This window comes from Dechloromonas sp. CZR5, from assembly GCF_008711155.1.
In the GTDB taxonomy this organism is placed as follows: Bacteria; Pseudomonadota; Gammaproteobacteria; order Burkholderiales; family Rhodocyclaceae; genus Azonexus.
In genome coordinates this window covers 1-25,507 of the sequence record NZ_VUYQ01000009.1, presented here as the reverse complement: position 1 = coordinate 25,507, position 25,507 = coordinate 1, and the positions used below count along the sequence as shown (strand labels likewise).

The following is a 25,507-nucleotide window of genomic DNA, read 5'->3' as shown; positions in this document are numbered from 1 at the left end:
TCCCTCGCCGGGGGTCGATGCGCATGGACACGCTCTTCCTGCTCGCCGTCGCCACAGTCGTCGTCGTGCTGGTGTTCGACTACACCAACGGCTTTCACGATGCCGCCAACATCGTCGCCACGGTCATCGCATCGCGTGCGATGACGCCGGCCCAGGCCGTGATCGTCGTCGGCGTCTTCGAATTTCTCGGCCCCTTGCTGGGCGGTACCGCCGTCGCCAACACCATCGGCAAGTTCGTTGTCCTCGACGGCGTTCTCCCCATCCTGTCGCTGTCCATTCTATTGTGCGGGCTGATCGGTGCCATCGCCTGGAATCTCGCGACCTGGTACTTCGGCATTCCGTCATCGTCGTCGCATGCACTGGTCGGCGGGCTGATCGGCGCCATAGTCGTTTCGGTCGGAGCCGACCACGTGCTCTGGGGCTTTGGCCAACTGGCCTCGGGGCACCTGACCGGCATCGTCAAGGTACTCGCCGCCCTGATCCTGTCGCCGCTGATCGGCTTCTGGGTCGGCTTCCTCATCCATCGCCTGCTCCATGCCCTGCTCATGGCGGCCAACCCGGCCGCCAACGCCCGCCTGCGCGGCTTGCAGTTCGTCACCGCAGCCGGCCTGGCTTTCTCGCACGGCGCCAACGACGCCCAGAAGAGCATGGGTATCCTGACCCTGGTACTCCTGCTCGGCGGCTTCATCCCGTCGTTCGAAGTCCCCTTCTGGGTGATGCTCGCCTGCGCCTCGGCCATCACGCTCGGCATCCTCTCCGGCGGCTGGCGCATCGTCCGCACACTGGGCTTCGCCATTTACCGCGTTCGCCCCATCCATGCACTCGGCTCGCAACTGACCTCGGCCGCCGTCATCATGGCCGCCTCGGTCGCGGGGGCTCCGGTATCGACCACCCACGTGGTCGCCACGTCGATCATGGGGATCGGCGCCTCGGAACGCCCGCGCGCCGTCCGCTGGGCCAAGGCCAAGGATATTGCCACCACCTGGCTGATCACCATTCCCGGCGCCGCCCTTGTCGCCATCCAGGCTTACGCGCTGGTCCATCTCTTTCTCGGAGGCACGCCATGAGCGATGAAAAACGCCAATCGATAGTCGGCCGCCTGTTCGAGCGGGTGTTTCCGAAAATGCCCGACTTTTTCAGCCTGCTCGCCGAGCAGTGCCAGAACGTTGCCCAGACAGCCGGACGCCTGGTCGAATTCATGGAAAGCGGCGACCCGGCCGTCGGCCACTGTATCCGCCAGGATGAACACGATGCCGACCGGATCAAGATACGCAACCTGCACACCCTGAACGAGGCATTCTCGACGCCGATCGATCGCGAAGACATCTATCGCGCCATCGTCGACCTCGACGAAATCGTGAACTACTGCAAGAGCACGGTCAGCGAAATGGAAGTACTCGGCCTCGCGCCCGACAAGCACTGTCTGGAAATGGCAATGCACATCAAGCTGGGCACCGATGCCCTGGTCCAGGGCTATTCCCGCCTGGCGAAGAACCCCCAGGCTGCGGCAGCCGACGCCGACACCGCACGCAAGGCCGAGCGCCGGGTGGAAAAGAACTATCGCCGCGCCATCGCCGAACTGTTTGTGGGCGATGACTACATCCATATGTTCAAGCGCCGCGAAATCTACCGCCACCTTTCCAACGCCGCCGACCGCATGGCCAACTGCGCCAATACCTTGCACGACATCGTCGTCAAGATGTGCTGACAACTGTTAAAAGGAACACGCCGAAAGGCGTGGAAGCTCCCCTACAATAGCGGCCACAGAGAAGAAAAACCGGGGTATTCGGGCATGGACAAAGAACAAAAGGCACGCGCGGCACACGACCGTCGCGACGATGATTGCGGGCCGCCCAGCGGCTGGAAGGAACGTCGGCGCACCGCCGAGCGACGCATTCCGTCCGTCGAGGAAACCGACATGACGGAAGCCGAATGGCAAAACTATTTCGGTTCGGAAAAATCCGCCGCACCACAAACGTCCGAGACACATGAAATCGCCGCCGAGATACTCGGCAAAGCCCGCCGCTGAAACCCCACCCATGCTGCAAACACTCGCCAGGCTGATCCTGAAAGCGCGCGGCTGGCGTCTTGTCGAACCGGCAGAGCGCCCGGACAGGATGCTGATCGTCGCCTACCCGCACACCTCCAATTGGGATGCGCTGTACGCCCTGCTCACCGGCCTTGCCCTCGAGCTACGCGCCAACTGGGCAGCCAAGGACAGCCTGTTCCGCTGGCCCTTGGGCGCCATTCTGAAAAAGCTCGGCGGCATTCCCGTCAATCGCCGGCAGCGCACCGGCTTTGTCGAACAGATGATCGAACGCTTTGCCAACAATGCGCATTGCGTGCTGATCATGGCACCGGAAGGAACCCGCTGCCGGACCGAAGGCTGGAAAAGCGGTTTTTACCGGATCGCGCTGACCGCCAAGCTGCCGGTCGCCCTCGGTTTCGTCGACTACGCAAGGCGCGAGGCCGGCATACTCGCCTACGTCACCCTCAGCGGCGACCCCGCCACCGACATCGCCACGCTTGCCCGGCATTACGCCGACCGCACAGGCAAACACCCCGAACTGGCCTCGCCGGTTTGCTGGCTCGATTAACGCCTATTCGGCGGCGATCTCCACCACCTCACCGGCAAACTGCACCGCCTGCCCCGGTCGCAACTTGGCCCGCTTGCGCGTATCGACCGCGCCGTCCACCTTGACCCGCCCTTCGGCGATGGCCGCATGGGCTGCGCCGCCGGATTCGCACAAACCGGTGGCCTTGAGCAGTTGATCGAGCTGGATGAATTCGCCGCGCACGGCAAAGCGGATGGTCATGACGGGGCTCCGATCAGGATCAGATGTACGCGGCAAGGCCCGTGGGCGCCGAGGACAATGGTTTGTTCGATATCGCCGGTCCGCGACGGGCCGGAAATGAAATTGATGGCACGCGGGATTTCGCCCCGCTCGGCACGCAGCAGGGCGAAGGCATCTTCCATCGTGGCGACGATGCACGCGGTATCGACCAACGCGATGTGCGTTTCCGGCAGCAGGCTGACCGTGGCCGGCGAATCCGGCCCGGAGAGCAGCATCAGCGTCCCGGTTTCGGCCACCGCGCAAAAACAGGCCGTCACACCGACGCGGTCAACGTCGTGTGCGGCACGGGCGACACCGCGCACGCCGCTGGCCGCCCACTCCAGGCTGGCAACATCCGGCGTCATGACGATTTCCGGGGGTAGATGCTGTGCAGCGACATAACGCGCCACGGCAGCCGGGGCCGCCCGCAAGTCAGGCACCGCTTCGACGGTACTGGAGAGACTTTCCGCCTTGACCCGGAAACGGTCGACCAAGCCCCCCGACAGGACAGGCTGCGGCCCGCGCGAACGTGCCGCCAGCAATCCCTGCGCGGCAGCCTTGCGCTGTGCGAAATCGTCCTTGCCAACCCCTTGCCGGACACGGCCAAGAATAGTGTCCCTGGCCGTCATGCCACCCGGTTCCTTGGCTTTCCGGCCGCGAAGGCTTCGATGTTGTCGATGAGCTGATCGGCCAGGGTTTGCATGGCCGGCCGGCTAGACCACGCCACATGCGGCGTCAGCAGGAAGTTCGGCAAGGCCAGCAGGTCCGGATGGAGCAGCGGATGAGCGTCGGTCGGCGGCTCGGCGGTGAGCACATCGAATCCGGCTCCGCCTATCCAGCCCTCCCGCAGCGCCCGCGCCAAGGCTGCTTCGTCGACGATACCGCCGCGCGCCGTATTGATCAGCAGCCCCCCGGGCCGCATCGCCCGCAACTCGGCTTCACCGATCAGCCCTTGTGTTTCAGGCGTCAGCGGGCAATGCAGGCTGATCGCATCGGCCTGCGCCAGCACCTCCTCGAAGGCCGTGTAGCCGGCTCGCACGCTGCTCGCCCCCTTGCGCTCCGCCCGCAGGACACGCATCCCGAATGCCTCGGCGAGATGCGCGACACCATTGCCGAGCGTGCCGGAGCCGATCAGGCCGAGCGTTGCTCCATGCAGGTCACGGATCGGATGGTCGAACAAGCACCACTGCCCCGACTTCTGCCAGCCTCCGGCGATCACGGTTTCACGCCAGGCCGCGAGGCTGCGCGTCAGTGCCAGCAGCAGCGACATGACGTGCTCGGGCACGGTATGCACGGCATAGCCGCGAATGTTGGAAACGACAATACCGCGCGCCTTGCACGCCGCGAGGTCTACACAATTGGTTCCCGTGGCCGCAACAGCGATCATTTTCAGATCGGGCAAACGGGCCAGTGTCGCGGCATCGATCGTCACCTTGTTGATGAGGGCCACCGTGGCCCCGGCCAGGCGTCCGACGATCTCTTCCGGCCGCGTCCTGCCATACTCGACCCATTCGTGGGCAAAGGCCGGACGGCGCATGCCGGGAATGACGAAATCGCCCTCAAGCTGGACAATGCGCACGATCAAGGCGCCTTCATGTCGAATGATTTGTCGGCGGCCTCGGCCATCGCGCCCACCTGCGCTCCCAGGGCGGCGTTGCCGTAATAGAGCAGGCGATCAACGGCACTGGCGCACAAGCCTTCGATGGCTGCAGCGTCTCCCTGCAACAGGTTTACCACGCCGGCCGGCCACTCTTCGCGAGCGGTCAGTTCGCACAGCGCGAATACCGCCGACGGCGCCTTGGGACTCGGCTTGACGACCAAGCTGGCGCCGGCCATCAAGGCGGGTGCCATGGTTTCCGCAAAGCCGGCCAGCGGGCGGGTGGCGTCGAGCACGATACCCAGCACGCCGGTCTGCCCGACCAGGTTGTCGCGCAAAGCGGCAGCCGCTTCGGCGACTTCGGCCGTGGCCCGCGCTTCGTCGAAGCCGCACTCCTGGATCAGCAACTTGGCAAAATGCCCGGCATAGCGTTCGAGCCCCTGCGCGAGTCGCTCCAGGCAGACGCGCCGGGCCGGCACGCCCATCATCGCCCACTCCGGTTGCGCGGCTTGGGCGGCCTTCACCGCCTCCACGGCTTCATCGGCGCCACAGAGCGGCACCCGACGCAAGGCTTCGCCGGTCGCCGGGTTGGTGACGGTAAAGAAATCCGGAGTCACCGTCAAAAAGGCGTGACCGTTCACCCACATGGGGATGGCCATCGGGCCGTCGGGCGTAAATTCCATGCTCAAGCTCGCTTTCTTGCTTTGTAGAGTTCGTTGAATGTGCGACCGGATGCCACCGGCAGGTCGCGCCCGGCAGTCCAGCCCGGCGCCATGCCGAGGATGCGGATACGACCGTCGTCGTCGGCCAGCCAGTTCAGATAGCGCACCGCCCGACGGGTCATCCAGCGGTAGAGTGCCGGGCGGCCGGCCAGCCATGCCCAGGCTTTGAGCGCCAAACGCTCCGACCACGGGCGCAGGCCGCGCTCGACCTGCTCCTCGCGCAAGCGGTGCATCAGTCTGGGCAGCGGGATGCGCACCGGGCAGACGCTGCCGCACTGGTTGCACCCGGTGGAAGCATGCGGCAGGTCCAGGGCGTTCTCGATCCCCGTATAGAGCGGCGTCAGCACCGAGCCCATCGGGCCTGGATAGACCCAGCCGTAGGCGTGACCGCCAAGCGAGAAATACACCGGGCAGTGATTCATGCAGGCGCCGCAACGGATGCAGCGCAGCATGTCCTGATAGGGCGAGCCGAGCAGACCGGCCCGGCCGTTGTCGACCAGGATGAACACCGTTTTTTCCGGGCCATCGTGATCGCCTTCCCGCTTCGTTCCTGTCAGCAGCGACACATAGTTGGAAATGCTCTGTCCGGTTGCCGAGCGCGGCAGCATGCGCATCAGGGTCGCGAAGTCCTCGAACGTCGGCACGATCTTCTCGATCCCGGTGACCACGACGTGTACTTTGGGCAGGGTCGTCACCATGCGGCCGTTGCCTTCGTTGGTGACCAGTGCCGCCGTGCCGGTCTCGGCGATCAGGAAATTGGCGCCGGAAATGCCCATTTCTGCGGTCAGGAAGTGCTGACGCAGCACCTCGCGTGCCTCGCGGGTCATGTCGGGAATATCGGCCGAGGTCCGTGTCTCGATGGGGCGACCGTGCTCCCTGGCAAACAACGCCTCAACCTCCTCGATGGTCTTGTGCACCGCCGGCGCGATGATGTGCGACGGCGCTTCGCCGGCCAACTGAACGATGTACTCGCCCAGATCGGTTTCCACCGGCCGGATGCCGGCCTCGGCCAGCGCCTCGTTGAGATGCGCCTCTTCGGAAAGCATCGACTTCGACTTGGTTGCCTTGGTCACGCCATGGCGACGGGCGATCTCGACGACCAGACGGCCGACTTCCTCACCGTCGCGCGCCCACAGCACTTCGGCACCGGTCGCCTTGGCCCGTTCCTCGAAAATATCCAGCCAGACATCGAGATCGGCCAGCGTCCGGTTGCGGATGGCCTCGCAGGCGGTACGCAGGGTCTCGAAATCGAGAGCATCGTCGGCCAGCGCGGCCATCCCCTTGGCCCGCTTGCCGACGAACAGCGGCTTGGCCTTCTGCAACGCCCGCTGCAGGACGGGGTTGCGCACCTTCTCGCCGGCCCGTGCCTGGAAATGCATGGCTTGCGAGTGCTTCGCGGCGGCCGTCACGCATCGCCCCCGGCCAGCACTTCGGCAATGTGCAGGACACGCGTCGTTTCGTCGCCGCGCCGGCGCAGCCGGCCTTCGATATTCATCAGGCAACCGAGGTCGCCACCGACAACGGCGTCCGCCGCCGCGGCGGCAATCGACTCGCACTTGCGGTCGACGATCCGTGTTGATACATCGCCGAACTTCACCGAGAAAGCGCCCCCGAAACCGCAGCATTCCTCGCACTCGCCCATTTCCTTCAGTGCCAGGCCAGGCACCCGGCTCAACAAGTCGCGCGGTTGCCGCTTGATGCCAAGGCCACGCAAGCCCTTGCACGAATCGTGGTACGTCACGCTCCCTTCGAAAGCGCCGGGCACAGCCGAAATCTTGAGAACATCGACCAGAAAGCTCGTCAGCTCATACGTCCGCCCGGCAAGGCTCCGCGCCCTCGGCCCCCAGTCAGGATCATTGGCGAACAACTGCGGATAAATGTTGCGCACCTGATCGGCGCACGAACCGGAGGGAATCACCACATGATCGAAAGCTTCCAGTTCGGCGATCGCTTTTTTCGCCAGGTCTGCGGCCAGGCCGCGCTCGCCGGCACTCCAGGCCGGCTGCCCGCAGCAGGTTTGTCCTTCAGGAACAATCACTTCGCAGCCCGCTTCTTCAAGCAGGCGCAAGGCGGCGAATCCGACCGACGGTCGCATCAGGTCGACCAGACAGGTGACGTAGAGAGCTAAGCGCATGCTAATATTGCGGCGCACAAGAAAAGTGAAGTGGCTAATGCTACTCAAACCACACCAATAAAGGAATCCAGTTGTCCGAAGCAGCCAGCGGATCCGGCAAAGCCCCCGGATCCATCCAGGTCATCGAGCGTATGATGTCGTTGCTCGACGCGCTCGCCGCATCACCCGATGCCGCCAGCCTGAAACATTTGGCACTCGCTACCGAACTCCATCCGTCGACAGCGCACCGCATTCTGGCCGCCATGAGCGCCGCCCGCTTTGTCGAGCGTCAAGACAGCGGCACTTACCGCCTCGGTATCCGTCTTCTCGAACTGGGCAACATCGTCAAGTCGCGCATCAACGTTCGTGAAGTCGCCCTGCCTTTCATGCAGGAATTGCATGAGCGCATCGGCGAGGCAATCAACCTTGGCACCCGCCACGACGACGAAATCGTCTACCTTGAACGTACCTCGTCGGGCCGTGCCCTGGTACGCGTGGTCTATCTCGTCGGCGGCCGCGCGCCGCTGCACCTGACCTCGCTGGGCAAGTTGTTCCTCGCCACCGACACGCCCCAGAGGGTTCGCGACTACGCCAAGCGCACCGGCCTGCCCGGCAAGACGCCGCATTCACTGACCTCGCTGGCCGTGCTGGAAAAGGAACTCGACAAGGTCCGCCGCCATGGCATCGCCTACGACGACGAAGAGGCCGAACTCGGCCTGAAGTGCGTTGCTGCGCCGATCCACGACGACGAAGGCGTCATTGTGGCCGCCCTCTCGGTTTCCGCTCCGGCCGACCGGCACGATCCGGACTGGGCACTGCAGGTCAAGAAGAGCGCCGACGCCGTATCGCAGGCCCTCGGCTACACCGGCCCGCGCAAGTAACCGCCCTTCTCGGGACAGAAATAAAAAAAGGCCGCTCGCAAGCGGCCTTTTTGCTGAACGAGTCGCGTCACGCCTTGCGACGGTCCGCCCCCAGCGATGCGCTTTCCATCCAGCGCTTGATCCGTTGCGCATCGCCGACCCGGGTCATTTTACCGACCGAATCGAGCAGCACGATGACGACCGGCTTGTCGGCAACACGTGCCTGCATGACCAGGCAGCGACCGGCTTCGGAAATGTAGCCGGTCTTCGAAACGCCGATTTCCCAGTTGTCGCTGCGCACCAAGGCATTGGTGTTGTGGAAGTCGCGAATACGGCCATTCAACTCGACCTTGGCCTCGGCTGTGGTCGAATACTGGCGAATCTCGGGATAGCGTGCGGCAGCGGCAACCATGCGAGCCAGGTCATGCGCCGTCGACACATTATTGCTCGACAACCCGGTCGGCTCCTCGAAACGCGAGTGGTACATGCCCAGGGCTTGCGACTTCTTGTTCATGGCCTGCACGAAGGCCGGCAAGCCACCCGGATAGTGGCGCCCGAGCGCATTGGCGGCACGATTTTCAGAGGACATCAGGGCCAGCAGCATGGCCGCTTCGCGGGTCATGGTCGTTCCCACCGGCAGCCGCGAACGCGTACCTTTCAGGCCATCGACATCTTCCTCGTTGATGGAGATGACTTCCTGCAGGTCAAGCTTGGCGTCCAGCACGACCATGGCGGTCATCAGCTTGGAAATCGAGGCGATGGGAACCACGGCATCGGGCTGTTTTTCGAGCAGGGGCTGACCGCTGCTCTGATCGATGACCAAGGCGGAAGCGGAATACAGTGCCAGGCGGCGCGGATCGGTATCCAGATCGGACATCGCCACATGGCGAACCGGCTTGGCTTGGGATTTGGAGGCGACCGACGCCGACTTGCCCGAAGATTTCGCTGTGCCGGCAACGGCCTGCCTGGTCGATGCGCCGGCGGCAGCCGTCTTGCTCCGCGATGCCTTGCCTGCCGAACCGGCGAGCGATTTACCGGCCGGTTTGCTGGCTGAATTGGCTGCGGCCGGCGCCTTCTTGGCCGCTTTTTTCTGGGCGCCCTGCTCAACCTTCTTGGTCTGCGCCGCAAGAACGGGAGTTTGTACGCACAACCCCAGAACCGCGCCGACCAGCAAGGCAGACTTCAATTTCTGCATCATTCAACATCTCCCGCCAATTGCGGCAATTTTACCGCAGTTTAGCAGGAGACGAAGAATTTTCAATAAAAATAAGCAGATACAAAAACAAATTAAAGCAACAACTTAGCCCGCATCAACCACGGTAAGCGCCGTCATATTGACAATGCGACGCACCGTCGCCGTTGGCGTCAGGATGTTCACCGGTTTTGCGGCACCGAGCAGGATGGGGCCGACCGTCAGATTGTCGCCGGCAGCGACCTTCAACAGGTTGAACGAGATGTTCGCGGCATCGAGCGTTGGCATGACCAGCAGGTTGGCCTGCCCCTTCAGGCGGGAGTTCGGAAAGGCCTTCAGGCGGATCTGTTCGTCGAGCGCCGCATCGCCGTGCATTTCGCCTTCGACTTCCAGTTCAGGCGCCCGCTGATTGAGGTGCGACAGCACCTCGCGCATCTTCAAGGACGTCGGCGTGTCCTCGGTCCCGAAGGTCGAATGCGACAGCAGCGCCACTTTCGGCGTGATACCGAAATTGCGGATCTCCTCGGCAGCCAGCAAGGTCATCTCGGCCAGCTGATCGGCGCTCGGGTCGTAGTTCACGTACGTGTCGCCAATGAATACGGTGCGCTCCGGCAGCATCAACAGGTTCATCGCGTAGTAGCGGTCATGACTGGCCCGCATGCCGATCACGCTTTGCACATACTCGCGGTGCGTCTCGTGGCGACCGAAGGTGCCGCAGATCAGGCCGTCGGCGTAGCCCAGATGCACCATCAGCGAACCGTAGAGCGTATTGCGGCGGCGCACTTCGCGACGGGCGAACTCGGGCGAAACGCCCTTGCGCTCCATCAGGCGGTGATAGGTCGTGCAGAACTCTTCGTAATGCGCATCGAAGAAAGCGCAGTTCTCGGAGTGTACAACCTCGAAGTCCTCGCCTTCGCGAATGCGCAGGCCGGCTTCCTCGATACGGCGGTTGATTTCGGCATGACGGCCGATCAGCACCGGCCAGGCGATGCCTTCGTCACGCACCACCTGCACGGCACGCAGCACGCGCTCATCCTCGCCCTCGGCAAAGACAATGCGCTTGGGTGCCAGCTTGGCCTGCGAGAACACCGGCTTCATGATCATGCCGGAGTGGTAGACGAATTCGTTCAGGCTCTGGATATAGGCATCCCAATCCTGGATCGGGCGGGTGGCGACACCGGAGTCCATGCCGGCCTTGGCCACAGCCGGCGCGATCTTGACGATCAGGCGATGGTCGAATGGCTTGGGAATCAGGTATTCCGGACCGAAGCCGGAGATCTTCTCGCCATAGGCCGACGCCACGACTTCCGATTGCTCGGCGCGGGCCAGTTCGGCGATCGCCTTGACCGCCGCCATTTTCATTTCCTCGGTGATGATCGTCGCACCGACGTCCAGCGCGCCACGGAAGATGAAGGGGAAGCAGAGGACGTTGTTGACCTGGTTCGGGTAGTCGGAACGACCGGTACAGATGATCGCATCGTCGCGGACAGCCTTGACCAGTTCCGGGGAAATTTCCGGCGTCGGGTTGGCCAGCGCCATGATGACTGGGGTCGGGGCCATCTTGGCCACCATGTCCTGCTTGAGGACGCCACCGGCGGAAAGACCGAGGAAGACGTCGGCGCCCTCGATCACCTCGCCCAGCGTACGGGCATCGGTCTTCTTGGCGTAGCGGGCCTTGATCTCGTCCATTTCCTCGACGCGACCTTCGTAGACCACGCCCTTGATGTCGGTGACCCAGATGTTCTCGACGGGAGCGCCGAGCATGACAAGGAGATCCAGACAGGCGAGCGCGGCGGCGCCGGCGCCCGAGGTGACGATTTTGACCTTGGACAGATCCTTGCCGATCAGATGCAGGCCGTTGAGGATCGCGGCGCCGACGACGATGGCCGTCCCGTGCTGGTCATCGTGGAAGACGGGAATCTTCATGCGCTCGCGCAGCTTCTTCTCGATGTAGAAGCACTCCGGCGCCTTGATGTCTTCGAGGTTGATACCGCCGAAGGTCGGCTCGAGCGAGGCAATGGTGTCGATCAGCTTGTCCGGGTCGCGCTCCTCGATTTCAAGGTCGAAGACGTCGATGTTGGCAAATTTCTTGAACAGCACGCCCTTGCCTTCCATGACTGGCTTGGCGGCGAGCGGACCGATGGGACCGAGACCGAGAACCGCGGTGCCATTCGTGATGACGCCGACCAGGTTGGCGCGCGAAGTCAGGGTACTGGCCTCGGAAGGATCGGCAACGATCTCTTCGCAGGCGTAGGCCACACCCGGCGAGTAGGCCAGCGACAGATCGTACTGATTGGTCAGCTGCTTGATCGGCGTGACTGCAATCTTGCCCGGCTTGGGCTGGCGGTGATAATAGAGGGCGGCTTCGCGTAGCTGTCGAGGGTCCATTTCCTTGTCTCCGTTTTATATCGTGAAATGCGATTTCGAATTGCGGAAAGATAATAGCATGCTGCCCGTGAAATATCACACCATCGGATATCACGTAGCCCGCCAAGTCAAGTAGATGTTTACCCTAATTTGATGCATAATTACGCGCTTCCCAGCCGACGGCCTCCAGCCGCTCGAAGTCTTGGTGGCAGTTCCCGGCGACTGGCGTGAAACCTAGCTTTATCAGCAACTTAGAGAGAGACATATCGCCATGACCGCACCGCTGAACGCGCCCGATTACGTCAAACACGAAGGCCTGAAGAAATGGGTCGCCGACATTGCCGCCCTGACCCAACCTGACCATATCCACTGGGCCGACGGTACGCAGGAAGAATACGACCGGCTGTGCGCCGAAATGGTCAAGGCCGGCACCCTGATCAAGCTCAACGAAGCCAAGCGCCCGAACTCCTACCTCGCCTTCTCCGACCCGTCCGATGTTGCCCGCGTCGAAGACCGCACCTACATCTGCTCCGAGAAGAAGGAAGACGCCGGCCCGACCAACAACTGGGAAGAGCCCGCCAAGATGCGCGAGACCCTCAACGGCCTGTTCAAGGGCTGCATGAAGGGCCGCACCATGTACGTCATCCCATTCTCGATGGGCCCGCTCGGTTCGCCGATCGCCCATATCGGCGTCGAGATTTCCGATTCCGCCTACGTCGTCGTCAACATGCGCACCATGACCCGCATGGGCAAGGCCGTTCATGACGTGCTCGGCACCGATGGCGAATTCGTGCCCTGCGTGCATACCGTCGGCGCCCCGCTCGAGCCGGGCCAGCAGGATGCCAAGTGGCCGTGCAACCCGACCGTCAAGTACATCGTCCATTACCCGGAAACCCGCGAAATCTGGTCCTACGGCTCCGGCTACGGCGGCAACGCACTGCTCGGCAAGAAGTGCTTCGCCCTGCGCATCGCCTCCACCATGGCCCGCGATCAGGGTTGGCTGGCCGAACACATGCTCATCCTCGGCGTCGAATCGCCGGAAGGTGAAAAGTCCTACGTCGCTGCCGCCTTCCCGTCGGCTTGCGGCAAGACCAACTTCGCCATGCTGATCCCGCCGAAGACCCTCGATGGCTGGAAGATCACCACCATCGGCGACGACATCGCCTGGATCAAGCCGCGCGTCGACAAGGACGGCGTCACCCGCTTCTACGCCATCAATCCGGAAGCCGGTTTCTTCGGCGTCGCCCCGGGCACCAGCGAGAAGACCAACTTCAACGCCCTGGCTACCCTGAAGGAAAACATCATCTTCACCAACGTCGCGCTGACCGACGATGGCGACGTGTGGTGGGAAGGCCTGACCAAGCAGGCGCCGGATCACCTGATCGACTGGCAAGGCAACGACTGGACGCCGGAAGACGGCAAGGCCGGCAAGAAGGCCGCCCACGCCAACTCCCGCTTCACTGCCCCGGCCGGCCAGTGCCCGTCCGTCGATGCTGCTTGGGAAGATCCCGCCGGCGTGCCGATTTCTGCCTTCATCTTCGGCGGCCGTCGTGCCACCACCGTGCCGCTGGTCTACCAGGCCTTCAACTGGAACTACGGCGTCTACATGGCCGCCACGCTGGGCTCCGAAACCACCGCTGCCGCCTTCGGCCAGCAGGGCGTTGTCCGCCGCGACCCGTTCGCCATGCTGCCGTTCTGCGGCTACCACATGGGTGACTACTTCAATCACTGGCTGAAGATGGGCAAGACCGTCGACGCCACCCCGAAGATCTTCTGTGTGAACTGGTTCCGCATGAACGAGAAGGGCGAATTCATGTGGCCGGGCTTCGGCGACAACATGCGCGTCCTGAAGTGGATCGTCCAGCGCTGCAAGGGCACCGTCGCCGCCAAGGAAACCGTCCTCGGCTGGATGCCGAAGTTCGAAGACATCGACTGGACCGGCCTGGAAATCAACAAGGACGAGTTCGAGGCACTGACCACCATCGACGCCGACGCCTGGAAGTCCGAACTGGCCGGCCACAAGGAGTGGTTCGACAAGATGGGCGAAAAGATGCCGCGCGAACTCGTGCTCAAGCGCGAACTGTTCGAAATGGGCATCTTCAAGGACGCCGCCTGATTCGTCCCTGAGCGATAATGCAACGGCCACCTCCGGGTGGCCGTTTTTATTTGAGGATTGCCATGACCTACCGTCCCGCTGCCCGCCTGGCTGACATCGAGCCCTTCCACGTCGTCGAGTTGCTGACCCGCGCCCGCCAACTCGAAGCCGAGGGACGCGACATCATTCACATGGAGGTCGGGGAGCCGGACTTTCCGACACCGGAGCCGATTGCCCGGGCAGCCGTGGCGGCGATCAACCAGGGCAGGACGCTATATACCCAAGCCCTCGGGCTACCCGAATTGCGTGCTGCAATCTCCGTTTTCTACCGGGAACGTTACGGCGTGGCCGTTCCGGCCAGCCGCATCGCCATTACCAACGGTGCTTCCGGCGCCCTGAACCTTGCCTTTGCCGCGCTCGCCAATCCGGGCGATGAATGGCTGCTGGCCGACCCAGGCTACCCCTGCAACCGCCACATTCTGCGCACCTACGAGGGAACACCGGTTGCCCTCCCTGTCGGACCGGAAAGCAACTTCCAGCCGACCGCCGCCCAAGTCGATGCTGCATGGATCGAACGCACCTCGGGCCTGCTGGTTGCCTCGCCGGCGAACCCGACCGGCACGCTGCTCACCGGCGAGGAGATTGCCGCCTTGGCCGAGGTTTGCCGCCGGCGACAAGGGCATTTCATGGTCGACGAGATCTATCACGGGCTGACGTATGAAACGGATGCGCCTACCGCGTGTGCCGCTGGCGACGACATCTGGGTCATCAACAGCTTCTCGAAATATTTCCAGATGACCGGCTGGCGTCTGGGCTGGATGGTGATCCCCGAGGCTTATGTACGCGATGTCGAAAAATTGGCCCAGAACCTCGTACTGTGTCCTTCGACGCCAGCCCAGCATGCCGCGCTGGCGGCCTTCGAGCCAGAGACGATTGCCCTTCTGGAAGAGCGCCGGGCGGAATTCCGTCGCCGCCGCGACTTCCTCGCCCCCCGGCTGGAGGCTATCGGTTTCCGCATCACGGCCCGCCCGGAAGGTGCGTTCTATCTGTATTGCGACTGCTCGCAATTGACCGACGACAGCTTCTCGCTGGCGCGCGACCTGCTCGAAAAATCGGGCGTCGCGGCAACGCCGGGGCTCGATTTCGGCAGCAACGCACCGGAAAAGCACATCCGTTTCGCTTACACGACCGGGGTGGAACGCCTGGCCGAGGCGACCGAACGCCTAGCGCGCTACTTCGGGCGGTAAGGCCAGGGCCGGGTAACGCAGCGCGACCTCAGGCCAGTCGAAATACGGGCCGGGGTCCGTCTTGCGCCCCGGCGCGACGTGGCTGTGCCCGGCAATGGCAGCCAGCGGATAGCGGACACGCAAGGCATCCAGCAGTCGCCACAAGGCTACGTACTGTTCGCCGGAAAATCCTCGGGTATCCGAGCCTTCGAGCTCGATACCGACTGAATAGTCGTTGCAGTTGTCTCGATCGCACCAGCACGACTGACCCGCATGCCAGGCCCGCTTGTCACAACCGACGAACTGTATGATCCGGCCATCGCGCCTGACATAGAAATGCGACGACACCTGCACATCGGCAATGGTCGCAAAATAGGGATGCGCGGTCGGATCGAGACGATTCAGGAAAAAATCCTCGACCCATTCGCCGCCGAACTGATCCGGCGGCAGGCTGATGTTATGGATCACGACCAGCGATACCGCCGCATCAGCCGGACGCTCGCCGAAATTCGGCGAGGGCAGCCACGTCACCCCCGCCAGCCAGCCATCATCCTGCCACGACATCACTCGATACCCAGCCGCTCAAGGCGATAGCGCATCGAGCGGAAGGTCACACCCAGCAGCCGGGCCGCCGCTGTGCGGTTGCCTTCGGCTTTCTGCAAGGCTTCGAGAATGGCCTGGCGCTCCAGACGGTTGAGGTATTCATCCAGGGTTTCACTACCCCGCCCCTCGATTTCGTCCTCGTGGATTTCCTCCGGCCCGAGGTGCAAGTCGTCCACCTCGATGCTGTCGCCGGAACACAGGGCCGTCGCCCGCTCCAGAATATTCTCCAGCTCGCGGACATTCCCCGGGAAGGCATAGAACTGCAGTGCCTTCAGCGCACCACTCGACAAGCGCGGTGGCTTGTCGCCAAAAACGCGATGCAGGATGGCGTCGACCAGCGGCGGGATGTCCTCAAGGCGCTCACGGAGGGGCGGCATGCGCAACTCGATGACGTTCAGGCGGTAGTACAAATCCTGCCGGAAGGCTCCCTTGTCGACCAGATCGCGCAGGTTCTTGTGCGTCGCGCAGATGATGCGGACATCGACCGGCTCCTCGGTCACGCTGCCCACCTTGCGCACGCGCTTTTCCTGGATTGCACGCAGCAGCTTGACCTGCATGGCCAGCGGCAGGTCTGCCACTTCGTCGAGGAACAGGGTGCCGCCGCTGGCCGCCTGGAAGAAACCCTCGCGGTCGTCCTGGGCGCCGGTGAAGGCCCCTTTGCGGTAGCCGAAAAACTCGCTTTCCATCAGGTTTTCCGGGATGGCCCCGCAATTGACCGGGACAAAGGGGCTGGCAGCACGGGCGCTGCGCCCGTGGATCAGGCGGGCAGCCAGCTCCTTGCCGCTACCCGATTCGCCGGAAATGTAGATCGGCGCCTGGCTGCGGGCCAACTTCTCGATCATCGTGCGGACCTGCTGCATGGCCGGCGAATCACCGATCAGCGCCTGCAAGGGATTGGCCTCGTCCTGGCTGCCGCCGGGCAGGCGCAGTGCCGACTTGATCAGTGCCCGCAACTGCTCCAGCCCGACCGGCTTGGCCAGATAGTCGAAAGCGCCGGCCTTCAGCGCGGCGACCGCGTTGCCGGCGCTGCCGAACGCGGTGATCACGGCAACCGGCGTCTGCGGACAATGCTCGGTGATGTAGCGGACGATCTCCAGCCCATCGCCATCCGGCAGGCGCATGTCGGTCAGGCACAACTGGAAATCCTCGGCCTCCAGTGCGGCCCGCGCCTCGGCGACCGATCCCGCGCACTCGGTGGCCAGCCCCATCCGGGCGAGCGTCAGATCGATCAGTTCGCGAATGTCGGCCTCGTCGTCAACGACGAGCACCCGGCTCATTTCGCCACGGGGGCGTCGTTCGGATTTGGCAGCTGACACGTGTCGTTTCTCCCTGCAACAATAAAATGCGCCCCCCGGCTTGAGGCCACGAGTTCAAGGCTGGCGCCGTTGGTGGCGCACAACTCCCGGGCGATGAATAGCCCGAGGCCGGTCCCTTGCGTATGCGTCGTGAAGAAGGGCTCGAAAATCTGCTCGCGCACGGACTCCGGAATACCCTGACCGTCATCGATCACATGCAATTCTACCCGCCCGGGAAGTGCACCGTTCTGCAGGACCACCCGAACCGCACCCGGCCCGCCCGTCGAATGACGGACGCCATTGCTGACCAGATTCCAAAGCACCTGGTGCAAATGCGAGCGATCAAAGCAAATCGGGAAATCGTCGCGTACCTCCAGCCTGACCACGCCCTCCGGAAAACTTTCGCTCCCCGCCAGTTCTTCCAGGAAGGCCACGCAAAAAGCCTCAGCCCGCAGCATTTCAGGTTCGGCCCGGTTCTGGCGGCCGAGCTCCAGAACATCCTTGACGATGCGATCGAGACGGATCACGTTGTCGTTGAGAATCCGCAACAGGCGCTCCTGCATTTCGCCGCGCCGCTCTTCGCGCAAGAGCTCGCCGGCATGGCCGATGGCCGACAGCGGATTGCGGATTTCATGGGCGATGCTGGCCGTCAAGCGTCCCAGCGAGGCCAGCTTGAGCTGCTGTGCCTGTTCCTTGATCCGCCCGAGGTCTTCCAGAAAGATCAGGATTTCGCCATCCGAACTGCTGGTCGACTCAAAGCGCGCCTGCAGGTCGCGCCCGCCGGCCCCGGAAAAACTCGACTGCTCCCCTTTAGCGCTCCGCTGCCAGGCGGCCAGGGCATCAGCCAGCGCGCCGGAACACGCGGCCAGCGGGGACGGCGTGCCGGCATCCGGCAGGCCAAGCATCTCCTGGGCAACCGGGTTGCAGCGAATCACTTCCCCCTCGCGGCCGACGATCGCCACGCCGAGCTGTACGCGCTCGACCACCCGCTGGCTGATCAATATCTGGTTCTCCAGGGCCACCCCCCTTCGCCGTGCCAAATCTTCGTTGATCATGACGCGCTGACCAAGCAGGCGTGCCAGGATCGCCGTCGCGAAAAAGCCGGCGGAAATCAGGCCTGCCTGGACGATGGTCGTCGGTTCGAACTGTTCGGCGAGAATGCCGTAAGACTGCATCAACAGGACCGCCAGGGTAGCGACCGCCGCATAGAACACGACAAGGCGTCCGCGCCCGACCAGGCTGGCCGCCGCCAGCGAGACCAGCAGGAGGATGCCCAGACCGCTGCCCACGCCGCGCGCCTGCAGCATCAATGCCGTGACGGCGGCGATGTCGATCATCACCTGCACCGACAGCTGCTTGTTGAAATGGCGATGCCAGTGCGTCGCCAGCAGCAGGCCGCCCAGGGTTGCCGACAGATAGACAGCCGTCAGCACCAGGATCGGTGTCGTCGGCAGGAGGTTCAGACGGGCAGTCCACTCGTTGGGAAAAAGGAGCGCCAGGCAGAACAGCAGGGCGAGCACCAGCCGATACAGGTTGAAATACTGGAAGGAGCGCCAACTCGCCTCCCAGGTCGACGACAGCCACTCGGTCATCGGCGATCGGCCGAAGAACCCAGAGCCCGATGCGCCTCGCAGCAATACGTCAGCCCGCCATCGGAAACGCTGTCGCTTTCCGGCAGGTAAACCCCGCAGTGCGCGCAGCTGACCATTTTTTCCGGATCCGGCGATGTCGGCCGTACGCGTGGCGCATCAGCCGCCGCCTTGCGCTTGCTCCAAACCCACCAGATCACTGCAACCAACCCGAGCAACAACAGATATTTCATCGCTTATCCCACTTTGCTGCAAACCACCCACCCGTCGCCCCGCTGACAGGAGCCTCTTGCGGGGGCAACCGGAACGGCTTGCAACAACCTCGCCACCGGGAACGACCCCGGCCAAAAAGTTCCATTAAATTCAAACGCTTGCCAAAAGACAAGCCACCAAGAGCGCCAATGAATCTACCACACTTCCCCGTTCCATCCGGAGCGGGGCTACGCCACTGAGGCTATTCGGCCGCCTGCGTCCATAGGCAAGCGAAGCCGGCCGGTATCGCTGCAAAGCGACAAAACGATACAGCAAATAGAAACGTACAAATAATAATGTATCAACAACAACGAAAATCAATGGAAAATGCCCAATTTCATTCGAAAACCCATGGCGGAAAGTGATACTCAATTACAGTATAATCGCACCCAATACGTAGATGGCTCGCCGGGAGCCCATCGATCGCCCTCGTTTAATCGCCCCCATATATCGTGAGTTCTCTCGTCCAGCAACGCCTCGACACCTTCCGTCAACAACGCCGGGTTCAAGCCGGTTCGCTGATCATTACCGTGTTCGGCGACGCCATCCTGCCGCGCGGCGGACGCATCTGGCTGGGCAGCCTGATCCGCCTGCTCGAGCCCCTGGAACTTAACGAACGCCTGATTCGCACCTCCGTCTTCCGCCTGGCCAAGGAGGAATGGCTGAGAACGGAAACGATAGGCCGCCGTGCCGATTACGTCTTGACGCCATCCGGCCGGCGCCGCTTCGAGGAAGCATCCCGGCACATCTACGCCGCCCACGCCCCCTTGTGGGACCGTCGCTGGCGCCTGATCCTGGTAGTCGGCGAACTCGACCCGAAAACGCGTGAACACGTCCGCGGCGCACTCTTCTGGCAAGGCTTCGGCGCGCTCGGCGCCGACTGCTTCGTCCACCCGAGCGCCGAACTGCCGAGCGTGCTCGATGCCCTGATCGCCGAAGGCCTGTCATCCTCGCTGGGTGCCTTGCTGCCGCTTTTCGCGGCCGACTCCCGCTCCGCCCAGTCGGCAAGCGACGCCGATCTCGTCAGCCGCGCCTGGAACCTCAACGCGCTGGCCGATGACTACAGCCGGTTCGTCGCCACCTACCAGCCCATCGTCGACGAACTCCGGCGCGACCATCTGGCGGCCATAACCGACCAGGATGCCTTCCTGCTGCGCATCCTGCTCATCCACGATTATCGCCGCCTGCTGCTGCGCGACCCGGAACTGCCCGAAGTGCTGCTACCGGCCGACTGGCCGGGCCAACAGGCACGACTGCTGTGCAAGGAACTCTACAAGCGCCTGGAATTGCCGTCCAACCGGCATCTTGACGATCTGCTCTGCCTCGCCGACGGCAGCGTTCCGGTCGTCGACATTTCGCTCGCCGGGCGCTTTTCGCAATACGACCCGCTGAAGGTCTGAAGCTTGGCAAAGCGCGGATCAGCCTCCCCGCTTTTTCAACTCCGCCAGCGGGATCACATCCGGCATCTCGATGCGCTTGCGCCCCGCCTCGACCTCGGTCAGCGGGTCCGTTTCAACCATGCTGGCCAGGCAACGGCGGGTCAAATCCTGATATGTCCGCGTGCCGTCCGACTTCCAGGCGATTTCCTCATCGCTCAGCGGCCGGATGATCTTGGCCGGCATCCCCGCCACCAAGGTACGCGCCGGGATTTCCTGGCCGGCCTTGATGAAGGCCGAAGCGGCCACGATGCTCGCCTCACCGATCACGGCGTTGTCCATGATCACCGCATTCATGCCGATCAGGGCATTGCGTCCGACACGGCAGCCATGCAGCACGGCCCCATGCCCGATGTGTCCATTTTCCTCGACCACCGTGTCGGTCCCGGGAAAGCCGTGCATCACGCAGGTATCCTGCAGATTGGCGCCGGCCTCCAGGATCAGACGCCCGAAATCGCCGCGCAGGCTGGCGCAAGGCCCGACATAACAACCGGGACCGACGATGACGTCGCCGATCAGCACGGCACTGGGATGGACATAGGCGGTCGGATCGACGACCGGAACGATGCCATCGATGGCATAGACTCTCAAGGCTGGCACAGGAATACGCTCCGCAGAATGGCTATGCTGTATTATAGAACCGATTTTAAATAACAGAACTTCGGGAGGCGTCATGACCGACGACATCGATGGCAAGCATGGCGTACAGTCGCTGGAAATCGGCATGGGCATCCTGCGCGCGATGGTCAATGGCCAACGCTCGATGATGCTCAAGGAAATTGCCGCGGCGGCGGACATGCCGGCCTCCAAGGCACACCGTTACCTGGTCAGCCTGATCCGCGCCGGACTGGTCGAGCAGGACCCGATGTCATCGCGCTACGACCTCGGAGCGTTCGCCATGAACATCGGTCTCGTCGCCCTCGACCGCCTCGATCGCGTCCGCCTCGGGCTCAACGCCATCGCCGAGATGCGCGATGAAATCAACCAGACCACGGCGCTCGCCGTGTGGGGCGACAAAGGCCCGGTCATCGTCCGCTGGGAACGGCCACGCCGCCCCATTACGGTCAATGTGATTACCGGGACGGTGCTCGACTTGTTGTCCTCGGCGACCGGCCGCGTCTTCGCCGCGTGGATGCCGCGAAAAACCATCGCGCCGATGATTGCCGACGAACTCAAGCACGCCAAGCTGCCGCCGGAACTCGGCACCAGGGCCGGAGTCGAGGCCATGCTGGCCGAGGTGCGCGCACTCGGCTTCGCCGCCACCAGGGGTCAGCACAAGGTTCCGGGTGTCGAGGCCGTGGCGGCGCCGGTCTTCAATTTCAAGAACGAGATCACCATGTCCGTCCTCGTGGTCGGCGTTCAGGGGATGTTCGACATCAGCCCGGACGGCGAGGTGGTGACCAGCCTGAAGCGCCACGCAGCTGCCTTGTCGGAGCGACTGGGCGCGCACGGCGAGCCGAAGCAACCGACCTAGCTTACTCCCCGCGCCTGGCGCCCGGTCCATTGCGCCAGGTGCGCATAGAGCTGATCGGCCCGAATCGGCTTGGAGATGTAATCGTCCATGCCGGCCTCCAGGCAACGCTCCCTGTCGCCCTCCATGGCATTGGCCGTCATCGCGATGATCGGCGTACGCGGCAGGCCTTCCCTGGCTTCCAGACTGCGAATGGCCCGCGTCGCCTCGATGCCGTCCATGACCGGCATCTGCATGTCCATCAGGATGACTGCAAACCGCTCCCGCGCCACAGTGGCCAGGGCAACCTCGCCATTCTCGGCCAGGTGTGCGTGATAGCCGCGGCGCTCGAGCAATTTGAGCGCGACTTTCTGGTTGACCTGATTGTCTTCCACCAGCAGGACCGGCAGCTCGATATCGACGCGGAGCCCGGACTCCGGGGCCGCATTCGCAACCTTGGCCGACTGGTCAGCGACCTCGGACGCGGCCGTGTTGAGCAGCGGCAGGGCGAAATGGAAAGCACTTCCCTGACCGACGACGCTCTCCACCCACAGGGAGCCGCCCAACAGTTCGACCAGTCGTCGCGTGATCGACAAGCCGAGGCCGGTTCCCCCGTATTGCCGCGTTGTCGAGCCGTCAGCCTGCGAAAAGGCATTGAAGATCAGGTCGAGCTTCTCGGCCGGAATACCGATACCGCTATCCCGCACGCTGACCTGCACCATGCCTTGCGCACCCAGCTCCATCCGCATGGCCACCTCGACCTGGACAGCGCCCCGCTCGGTGAACTTGATCGCATTGCCGATCAGGTTGACGAGTATCTGCCGCACCCGGACGGGATCGCTGGCTATCAGGAGGGGCACGTCCGCCGCAACGACCTGCCCCAGTTGCAGGTGTTTGTCGCTGGCGAGTACCGCGAAAGGCGTGATCGCATCGCTGATGATCTGCCGCAAGTCACAGGGCAGCATCTCGACCGTCAGCATGCCGGCCTCGATTTTCGAAAAGTCGAGGATGTCGTTGATGATGCCGACCAGGGATTCCGCCGAAGACTTGATGATGCCGACGTACTCTCGCTGCTCGGTATTGATCGGCGTGCCGAGCACCACCTCGGTCATGCCGATGATGCCGTTCATCGGCGTACGGATTTCGTGGCTCATGTTGGCGAGAAACTCGCTCTTGGCGCGACTGGCCGACTCGGCCGTTTCCTTGGCGAGTTGCAGTTCGATACGGCCGGCCTCGCGCTCGGCCACGAGTTTGGCGACCAGTTTCGACAAGCCGGCGATATCGTCCGCATCATCGCTTTGCAAGTCGCTGCTCGACAGCAGGCTGGCGGCAATTTCCCGCAGGGAACCCAAGGTCTGCTCCCGGGACTCCAACTCCTTGCGCAAGCTGTCGGCCGTCCGCTGCAGGACGTCGAAAGCCGGGCGAAATTCCAGAGGGATATCCACGGGATCAACCATCTCGGCGGTAATCGAGGGCTGTACCTGCGCAGTATCGAACTCGCGCACCCGATCCAGCGTTCCCAGCCAGCGGCGAAGAGGTATCCAGATCATCATCAGGCCACCGGCCAGGCAAATCACCGCCAGCCAAATGGCCGTGCGCAGCAACTCCCAGAGTCCGGCAGCGATCGCATTGACCGCGAAGGTCAGGCGCAACACGCCATAGTCCTTGCCCCCCGCGGAAATGTTGCGATTCACATCGTAAAGATGCCCGGCGACGCTGTTGAGCAGCCACTCCGGCGCATTCGGCTTGGCTGTCGGCGCGCTCTGGCTCTTGATCATCCCCCCCGAGAGATCGATGTACATGGCTGAGGCAAACTGCGAGCGCAGGATCGAGGTATCCAGGGTGCGCTTGATGGTGTCGTAGTCGCCGATCACCGCGCTGTCGGCCACGGTCTGCGCCGCCAGTTCGATCAGCATGGCCGCCGAATCCTGGACTTCCTCGACCACCTGAACATATTGATACTGATAGAACAATCCGAGGCTGCTGGTGACGAAAAGCAGCAGCACGGTCGAGTACAGCGTATAAACGCGTCCGATCAGCGATGCAGGCAACAACTGGTCGAGTAACCGCAACACCCTAGCGCTCCTGGCGCGATGCCGCCGGAACCGCCTGGAAGAAGCGTCGGTAGGCGGCGTAGTCGGCCCCCGTGGCCGGCAGGAAGTAAGCCTGGCGATCAAGGCCGACCTCTTCCGACGCCTTGACCAGAATGGTCTTGCCAACCGGATCGCGGTGCATGTTGATGAACGCCGAGGCGACTGCCTTGACGTCCTTCTCGGGAACCTTGCCGGAAGCCATCAGCGCCAGATCGTGAAAACTATCCGAGGTCCACAGCACCCGGAATTTGCGTCCTTCGCGCATCGCGTACCCGTCGATCAGGGCCGAGTTGCTACCGACAGCCTTGGCCTTGCCCGCGAACAACTGGGCGAATGCCGCATTCTGGTTGCCGGCGAAGACCACCTTGACGTCGATCCCCTTCGCCTGGAGATGAGCGTGTGGCACCTTGTAGCCGATAAAGGCCTCCGGTCCGGCGAAGACGACCTCCTGCCCCTTCAAGTCCTCGATGCGGGTAATCGATGAATCGGCCGGCACTGCGATCTGTCCCTGCAACGGCGGCGTCCAGCGCCGCCCGAACACCTTCCAGCCCAATTGATCGCGCTCCGGGCTGAACAGGTGATTGGAGAACACGAACTCCACCTCCTGGGCCAACACATAGGCCGTCGTATCGGCCGAGGTACGACCGATCTTCAATTCAAGACGCACGCCGCTCTTTTCGCTGACGTAGCGGATGATCGGATTCCAGTAGGCGGCTGTTTTGTTGATGTCCCACTGATTGACCGGAGAAAAACGATAGACCGGCGACTGGGCAAACGCGAGGTTTGCCAGAGCAAAACAAGCAAGCAAAAAAATCAGGAGACGACGGACCATCGGTAGTTTTCCGGACGGAGAACCCCGATTTTCGGTCCAATCGTCGGGCGTGTCGAGCGAAGGCAAGCGGCGACTGCCGCCTACGCTCCTACAGCCAGGCCGGCGCCCGCTTGTCGAGGAAGGCGGCAATGCCGTCCTTCGCTTCGTCGGTTGCCCGCTGGCGGGCAATGCGCTGCGCCGTTTCCTCACTGATGACCTCGTCGATCGGCTGTCCGTGAACGGCTGCGATCAGGTCCTTGGCAGCCTTCTGCGCTTGCGGGCCGCACTGGAGCAAGGCATCGACCAAGGCGCCGACGCAGGCATCCAGCGCGTCGCGGGGCACCACATCACCGACCAGCCCGATGGCCAGCGCGCGCTGGGCGCTGATGCGCTCGGCGCTCTGGAAATAGCGCAAGGCATGGCGAGGCCCGATGGCGCGCAGCACGTAGGGGCTGATGGCCGAGGGGATGATGCCGAACTTGACCTCGGACGTGGAGAACGCCGCATCGTCGCTGGCCACCGCCATGTCGCAGGCGGCGGTCAGTCCGGTGCCGCCCCCCAGGGCGGCGCCCTGGACGCGGGCGATGGTCGGTTTGCTCATCTGGGCCAGGGTGCGCAGCATGCCGGCAAACTTGCGGGCATCCTCGACATTCTGTTCGTGGGTGAATTGCGACGCACGCTTCATCCAGTTGAGATCGGCACCTGCCGAAAAATGCTTGCCACGCCCGCCGAGCACGACGACGCGTACGCTGCTGTCGGCATCGAGTTCCTTGCAGGCGGCCGCCAGTTCGGCGATCAATTGCTCATCGAAGGCATTGAAGACGGCCGGACGGCTCATCCAGATGGTCGCGACCTTGCCGGCCCGTTCAATTTCCAGAGTTTCGTACATGCGGGCCTCAGCGGTTCTTGAAAGTCGGTTTGCGCTTTTCGGCAAAGGCGGCCATGCCTTCCTTCTGGTCTTCCAGCGCGAAG

At 63.1% G+C, this 25,507-nt stretch carries 25 protein-coding genes; 9 read left to right on the top strand and 16 right to left on the bottom strand.

Features of this window, described 5'->3' with window-relative positions; all coding sequences use genetic code 11:
* The first annotated feature begins 23 nt into the window (after positions 1–23).
* The 4 genes from F1002_RS18130 (at position 24) to F1002_RS18115 (ending at position 2,597) form a co-directional block, all read left to right on the top strand.
* Entirely contained in the window at positions 24–1,067 is a 1,044-nt protein-coding gene (locus F1002_RS18130) for an inorganic phosphate transporter (protein WP_150430454.1), read from the top strand.
* On the top strand, positions 1,064–1,708 hold the full coding sequence (locus F1002_RS18125) for a DUF47 domain-containing protein (protein ID WP_150430453.1): 645 nt from the start codon (positions 1,064–1,066) through the stop codon (positions 1,706–1,708). The genes F1002_RS18130 and F1002_RS18125 overlap by 4 nt, the downstream gene beginning before the upstream one ends.
* Positions 1,709–1,792: 84 nt before the next feature.
* On the top strand, positions 1,793–2,029 hold the full coding sequence (locus tag F1002_RS18120; protein WP_150430452.1) for a hypothetical protein: 237 nt from the start codon (positions 1,793–1,795) through the stop codon (positions 2,027–2,029).
* A 10-nt stretch (positions 2,030–2,039) separates the two neighbouring features.
* Positions 2,040–2,597 (top strand): 1-acyl-sn-glycerol-3-phosphate acyltransferase, encoded by a 558-nt coding sequence (locus F1002_RS18115; RefSeq protein WP_150430451.1) that lies wholly within the window; start codon positions 2,040–2,042, stop codon positions 2,595–2,597.
* A 3-nt stretch (positions 2,598–2,600) separates the two neighbouring features.
* On the opposite strand, the gene F1002_RS18110 is transcribed toward F1002_RS18115, so the two are convergent.
* Genes F1002_RS18110 through F1002_RS18085 form a run of 6 tightly spaced genes read right to left on the bottom strand, consistent with a single transcriptional unit; the run spans position 2,601 to position 7,287 of the window.
* Positions 2,601–2,816, bottom strand: coding sequence for an RNA-binding S4 domain-containing protein (locus tag F1002_RS18110; protein ID WP_150430450.1), 216 nt, complete (start codon positions 2,814–2,816; stop codon positions 2,601–2,603).
* The gene (locus F1002_RS18105) at positions 2,813–3,463 is read right to left on the bottom strand and encodes a lactate utilization protein C (protein ID WP_150430449.1); all 651 of its coding nucleotides are present in this window, start codon (positions 3,461–3,463) and stop codon (positions 2,813–2,815) included. Before F1002_RS18105 ends, F1002_RS18110 begins: the two co-directional genes overlap by 4 nt.
* A complete protein-coding gene (locus tag F1002_RS18100; RefSeq protein WP_150430548.1) occupies positions 3,460–4,416 on the bottom strand; it encodes a D-2-hydroxyacid dehydrogenase in 957 nt (318 codons plus the stop codon). The genes F1002_RS18105 and F1002_RS18100 overlap by 4 nt, the downstream gene beginning before the upstream one ends.
* Entirely contained in the window at positions 4,416–5,114 is a 699-nt protein-coding gene (locus tag F1002_RS18095; protein WP_150430448.1) for an aldehyde dehydrogenase family protein, read from the bottom strand. The genes F1002_RS18100 and F1002_RS18095 overlap by 1 nt, the downstream gene beginning before the upstream one ends.
* 2 nt (positions 5,115–5,116) lie before the next feature.
* On the bottom strand, positions 5,117–6,562 hold the full coding sequence (locus F1002_RS18090; protein ID WP_370452187.1) for a LutB/LldF family L-lactate oxidation iron-sulfur protein: 1,446 nt from the start codon (positions 6,560–6,562) through the stop codon (positions 5,117–5,119).
* Positions 6,559–7,287: a (Fe-S)-binding protein gene (locus F1002_RS18085; protein WP_150430447.1), complete on the bottom strand. Its 729-nt coding sequence runs from the start codon at positions 7,285–7,287 to the stop codon at positions 6,559–6,561. Before F1002_RS18085 ends, F1002_RS18090 begins: the two co-directional genes overlap by 4 nt.
* A 131-nt stretch (positions 7,288–7,418) precedes the next feature.
* Between F1002_RS18085 and F1002_RS18080 the strand changes: the two genes are divergently transcribed.
* Positions 7,419–8,147: an IclR family transcriptional regulator gene (locus tag F1002_RS18080; protein WP_150430546.1), complete on the top strand. Its 729-nt coding sequence runs from the start codon at positions 7,419–7,421 to the stop codon at positions 8,145–8,147.
* A 67-nt stretch (positions 8,148–8,214) separates the two neighbouring features.
* Here the strand turns inward: F1002_RS18080 and pbpG are convergent, their stop codons facing one another.
* Positions 8,215–9,324, bottom strand: coding sequence for a D-alanyl-D-alanine endopeptidase (gene pbpG, locus F1002_RS18075; RefSeq protein WP_150430446.1), 1,110 nt, complete (start codon positions 9,322–9,324; stop codon positions 8,215–8,217).
* 102 nt (positions 9,325–9,426) lie between these two features.
* The gene (locus F1002_RS18070; protein ID WP_150430445.1) at positions 9,427–11,706 is read right to left on the bottom strand and encodes an NADP-dependent malic enzyme; all 2,280 of its coding nucleotides are present in this window, start codon (positions 11,704–11,706) and stop codon (positions 9,427–9,429) included.
* A 250-nt stretch (positions 11,707–11,956) separates the two neighbouring features.
* Between F1002_RS18070 and F1002_RS18065 the strand changes: the two genes are divergently transcribed.
* The gene (locus F1002_RS18065; RefSeq protein ID WP_150430444.1) at positions 11,957–13,801 is read left to right on the top strand and encodes a phosphoenolpyruvate carboxykinase (GTP); all 1,845 of its coding nucleotides are present in this window, start codon (positions 11,957–11,959) and stop codon (positions 13,799–13,801) included.
* A 62-nt stretch (positions 13,802–13,863) separates the two neighbouring features.
* A complete protein-coding gene (locus tag F1002_RS18060; protein WP_150430443.1) occupies positions 13,864–15,027 on the top strand; it encodes a pyridoxal phosphate-dependent aminotransferase in 1,164 nt (387 codons plus the stop codon).
* Here F1002_RS18060 and ampD read toward each other — a convergent pair.
* From ampD to F1002_RS18040, 4 genes are read right to left on the bottom strand one after another with little or no spacing between them, the layout of a single operon-like run.
* Positions 15,004–15,570, bottom strand: coding sequence for a 1,6-anhydro-N-acetylmuramyl-L-alanine amidase AmpD (ampD, locus tag F1002_RS18055; protein WP_150430442.1), 567 nt, complete (start codon positions 15,568–15,570; stop codon positions 15,004–15,006). The genes F1002_RS18060 and ampD overlap by 24 nt on opposite strands.
* A complete protein-coding gene (locus tag F1002_RS18050; protein WP_150430545.1) occupies positions 15,570–16,886 on the bottom strand; it encodes a sigma-54 dependent transcriptional regulator in 1,317 nt (438 codons plus the stop codon). Before F1002_RS18050 ends, ampD begins: the two co-directional genes overlap by 1 nt.
* The gene (locus F1002_RS18045; RefSeq protein WP_150430441.1) at positions 16,883–18,496 is read right to left on the bottom strand and encodes a PAS domain-containing sensor histidine kinase; all 1,614 of its coding nucleotides are present in this window, start codon (positions 18,494–18,496) and stop codon (positions 16,883–16,885) included. Before F1002_RS18045 ends, F1002_RS18050 begins: the two co-directional genes overlap by 4 nt.
* On the bottom strand, positions 18,493–18,726 hold the full coding sequence (locus tag F1002_RS18040) for a PP0621 family protein (RefSeq protein ID WP_150430440.1): 234 nt from the start codon (positions 18,724–18,726) through the stop codon (positions 18,493–18,495). The genes F1002_RS18045 and F1002_RS18040 overlap by 4 nt, the downstream gene beginning before the upstream one ends.
* Before the next feature lie 471 nt (positions 18,727–19,197).
* Between F1002_RS18040 and paaX the strand changes: the two genes are divergently transcribed.
* Entirely contained in the window at positions 19,198–20,145 is a 948-nt protein-coding gene (paaX, locus tag F1002_RS18035; RefSeq protein WP_150430439.1) for a phenylacetic acid degradation operon negative regulatory protein PaaX, read from the top strand.
* A gap of 18 nt (positions 20,146–20,163) precedes the next feature.
* Here the strand turns inward: paaX and paaY are convergent, their stop codons facing one another.
* Positions 20,164–20,781, bottom strand: coding sequence for a phenylacetic acid degradation protein PaaY (gene paaY / locus F1002_RS18030; RefSeq protein WP_370452186.1), 618 nt, complete (start codon positions 20,779–20,781; stop codon positions 20,164–20,166).
* 73 nt (positions 20,782–20,854) lie between these two features.
* Here paaY and F1002_RS18025 point away from each other — a divergent pair, with 73 nt between their 5' ends.
* Entirely contained in the window at positions 20,855–21,655 is an 801-nt protein-coding gene (locus F1002_RS18025) for an IclR family transcriptional regulator (protein WP_150430438.1), read from the top strand.
* Here the strand turns inward: F1002_RS18025 and F1002_RS18020 are convergent.
* The 3 genes from F1002_RS18020 to F1002_RS18010 form a co-directional block, all read right to left on the bottom strand.
* A complete protein-coding gene (locus tag F1002_RS18020) occupies positions 21,652–23,706 on the bottom strand; it encodes an ATP-binding protein (protein ID WP_150430437.1) in 2,055 nt (684 codons plus the stop codon). The two genes, F1002_RS18025 and F1002_RS18020, sit on opposite strands and share 4 nt — an antisense overlap.
* Before the next feature lies 1 nt (position 23,707).
* Positions 23,708–24,556 (bottom strand): phosphate/phosphite/phosphonate ABC transporter substrate-binding protein, encoded by an 849-nt coding sequence (locus F1002_RS18015; protein WP_150430436.1) that lies wholly within the window; start codon positions 24,554–24,556, stop codon positions 23,708–23,710.
* 88 nt (positions 24,557–24,644) lie between these two features.
* Positions 24,645–25,424, bottom strand: a complete 780-nt coding sequence (locus F1002_RS18010) for an enoyl-CoA hydratase/isomerase family protein (RefSeq protein WP_150430435.1) — start codon at positions 25,422–25,424, stop codon at positions 24,645–24,647.
* Between the last annotated feature and the right edge of the window lie 83 nt (positions 25,425–25,507).

Excerpts from the sequence above, each read along its gene's own strand:
- F1002_RS18115 (WP_150430451.1), top strand. The coding sequence starts at position 2,040 with ATGCTGCAAACACTCGCCAGGCTGATCCTGAAAGCGCGCGGCTGGCGT.
- F1002_RS18060 (WP_150430443.1), top strand. The coding sequence starts at position 13,864 with ATGACCTACCGTCCCGCTGCCCGCCTGGCTGACATCGAGCCCTTCCAC.
- F1002_RS18045 (WP_150430441.1), bottom strand. The coding sequence starts at position 18,496 with ATGACCGAGTGGCTGTCGTCGACCTGGGAGGCGAGTTGGCGCTCCTTC.
- F1002_RS18070 (WP_150430445.1), bottom strand. The coding sequence starts at position 11,706 with ATGGACCCTCGACAGCTACGCGAAGCCGCCCTCTATTATCACCGCCAG.
- F1002_RS18040 (WP_150430440.1), bottom strand. The coding sequence starts at position 18,726 with ATGAAATATCTGTTGTTGCTCGGGTTGGTTGCAGTGATCTGGTGGGTT.
- pbpG (WP_150430446.1), bottom strand. The coding sequence starts at position 9,324 with ATGATGCAGAAATTGAAGTCTGCCTTGCTGGTCGGCGCGGTTCTGGGG.
- F1002_RS18120 (WP_150430452.1), top strand. The coding sequence starts at position 1,793 with ATGGACAAAGAACAAAAGGCACGCGCGGCACACGACCGTCGCGACGAT.
- F1002_RS18125 (WP_150430453.1), top strand. The coding sequence starts at position 1,064 with ATGAGCGATGAAAAACGCCAATCGATAGTCGGCCGCCTGTTCGAGCGG.
- F1002_RS18105 (WP_150430449.1), bottom strand. The coding sequence starts at position 3,463 with ATGACGGCCAGGGACACTATTCTTGGCCGTGTCCGGCAAGGGGTTGGC.
- F1002_RS18110 (WP_150430450.1), bottom strand. The coding sequence starts at position 2,816 with ATGACCATCCGCTTTGCCGTGCGCGGCGAATTCATCCAGCTCGATCAA.
- F1002_RS18095 (WP_150430448.1), bottom strand. The coding sequence starts at position 5,114 with ATGGAATTTACGCCCGACGGCCCGATGGCCATCCCCATGTGGGTGAAC.
- F1002_RS18015 (WP_150430436.1), bottom strand. The coding sequence starts at position 24,556 with ATGGTCCGTCGTCTCCTGATTTTTTTGCTTGCTTGTTTTGCTCTGGCA.
- F1002_RS18010 (WP_150430435.1), bottom strand. The coding sequence starts at position 25,424 with ATGTACGAAACTCTGGAAATTGAACGGGCCGGCAAGGTCGCGACCATC.
- F1002_RS18085 (WP_150430447.1), bottom strand. The coding sequence starts at position 7,287 with ATGCGCTTAGCTCTCTACGTCACCTGTCTGGTCGACCTGATGCGACCG.
- F1002_RS18080 (WP_150430546.1), top strand. The coding sequence starts at position 7,419 with ATGATGTCGTTGCTCGACGCGCTCGCCGCATCACCCGATGCCGCCAGC.
- ampD (WP_150430442.1), bottom strand. The coding sequence starts at position 15,570 with ATGTCGTGGCAGGATGATGGCTGGCTGGCGGGGGTGACGTGGCTGCCC.
- F1002_RS18065 (WP_150430444.1), top strand. The coding sequence starts at position 11,957 with ATGACCGCACCGCTGAACGCGCCCGATTACGTCAAACACGAAGGCCTG.
- F1002_RS18130 (WP_150430454.1), top strand. The coding sequence starts at position 24 with ATGGACACGCTCTTCCTGCTCGCCGTCGCCACAGTCGTCGTCGTGCTG.
- F1002_RS18025 (WP_150430438.1), top strand. The coding sequence starts at position 20,855 with ATGACCGACGACATCGATGGCAAGCATGGCGTACAGTCGCTGGAAATC.
- F1002_RS18050 (WP_150430545.1), bottom strand. The coding sequence starts at position 16,886 with ATGAGCCGGGTGCTCGTCGTTGACGACGAGGCCGACATTCGCGAACTG.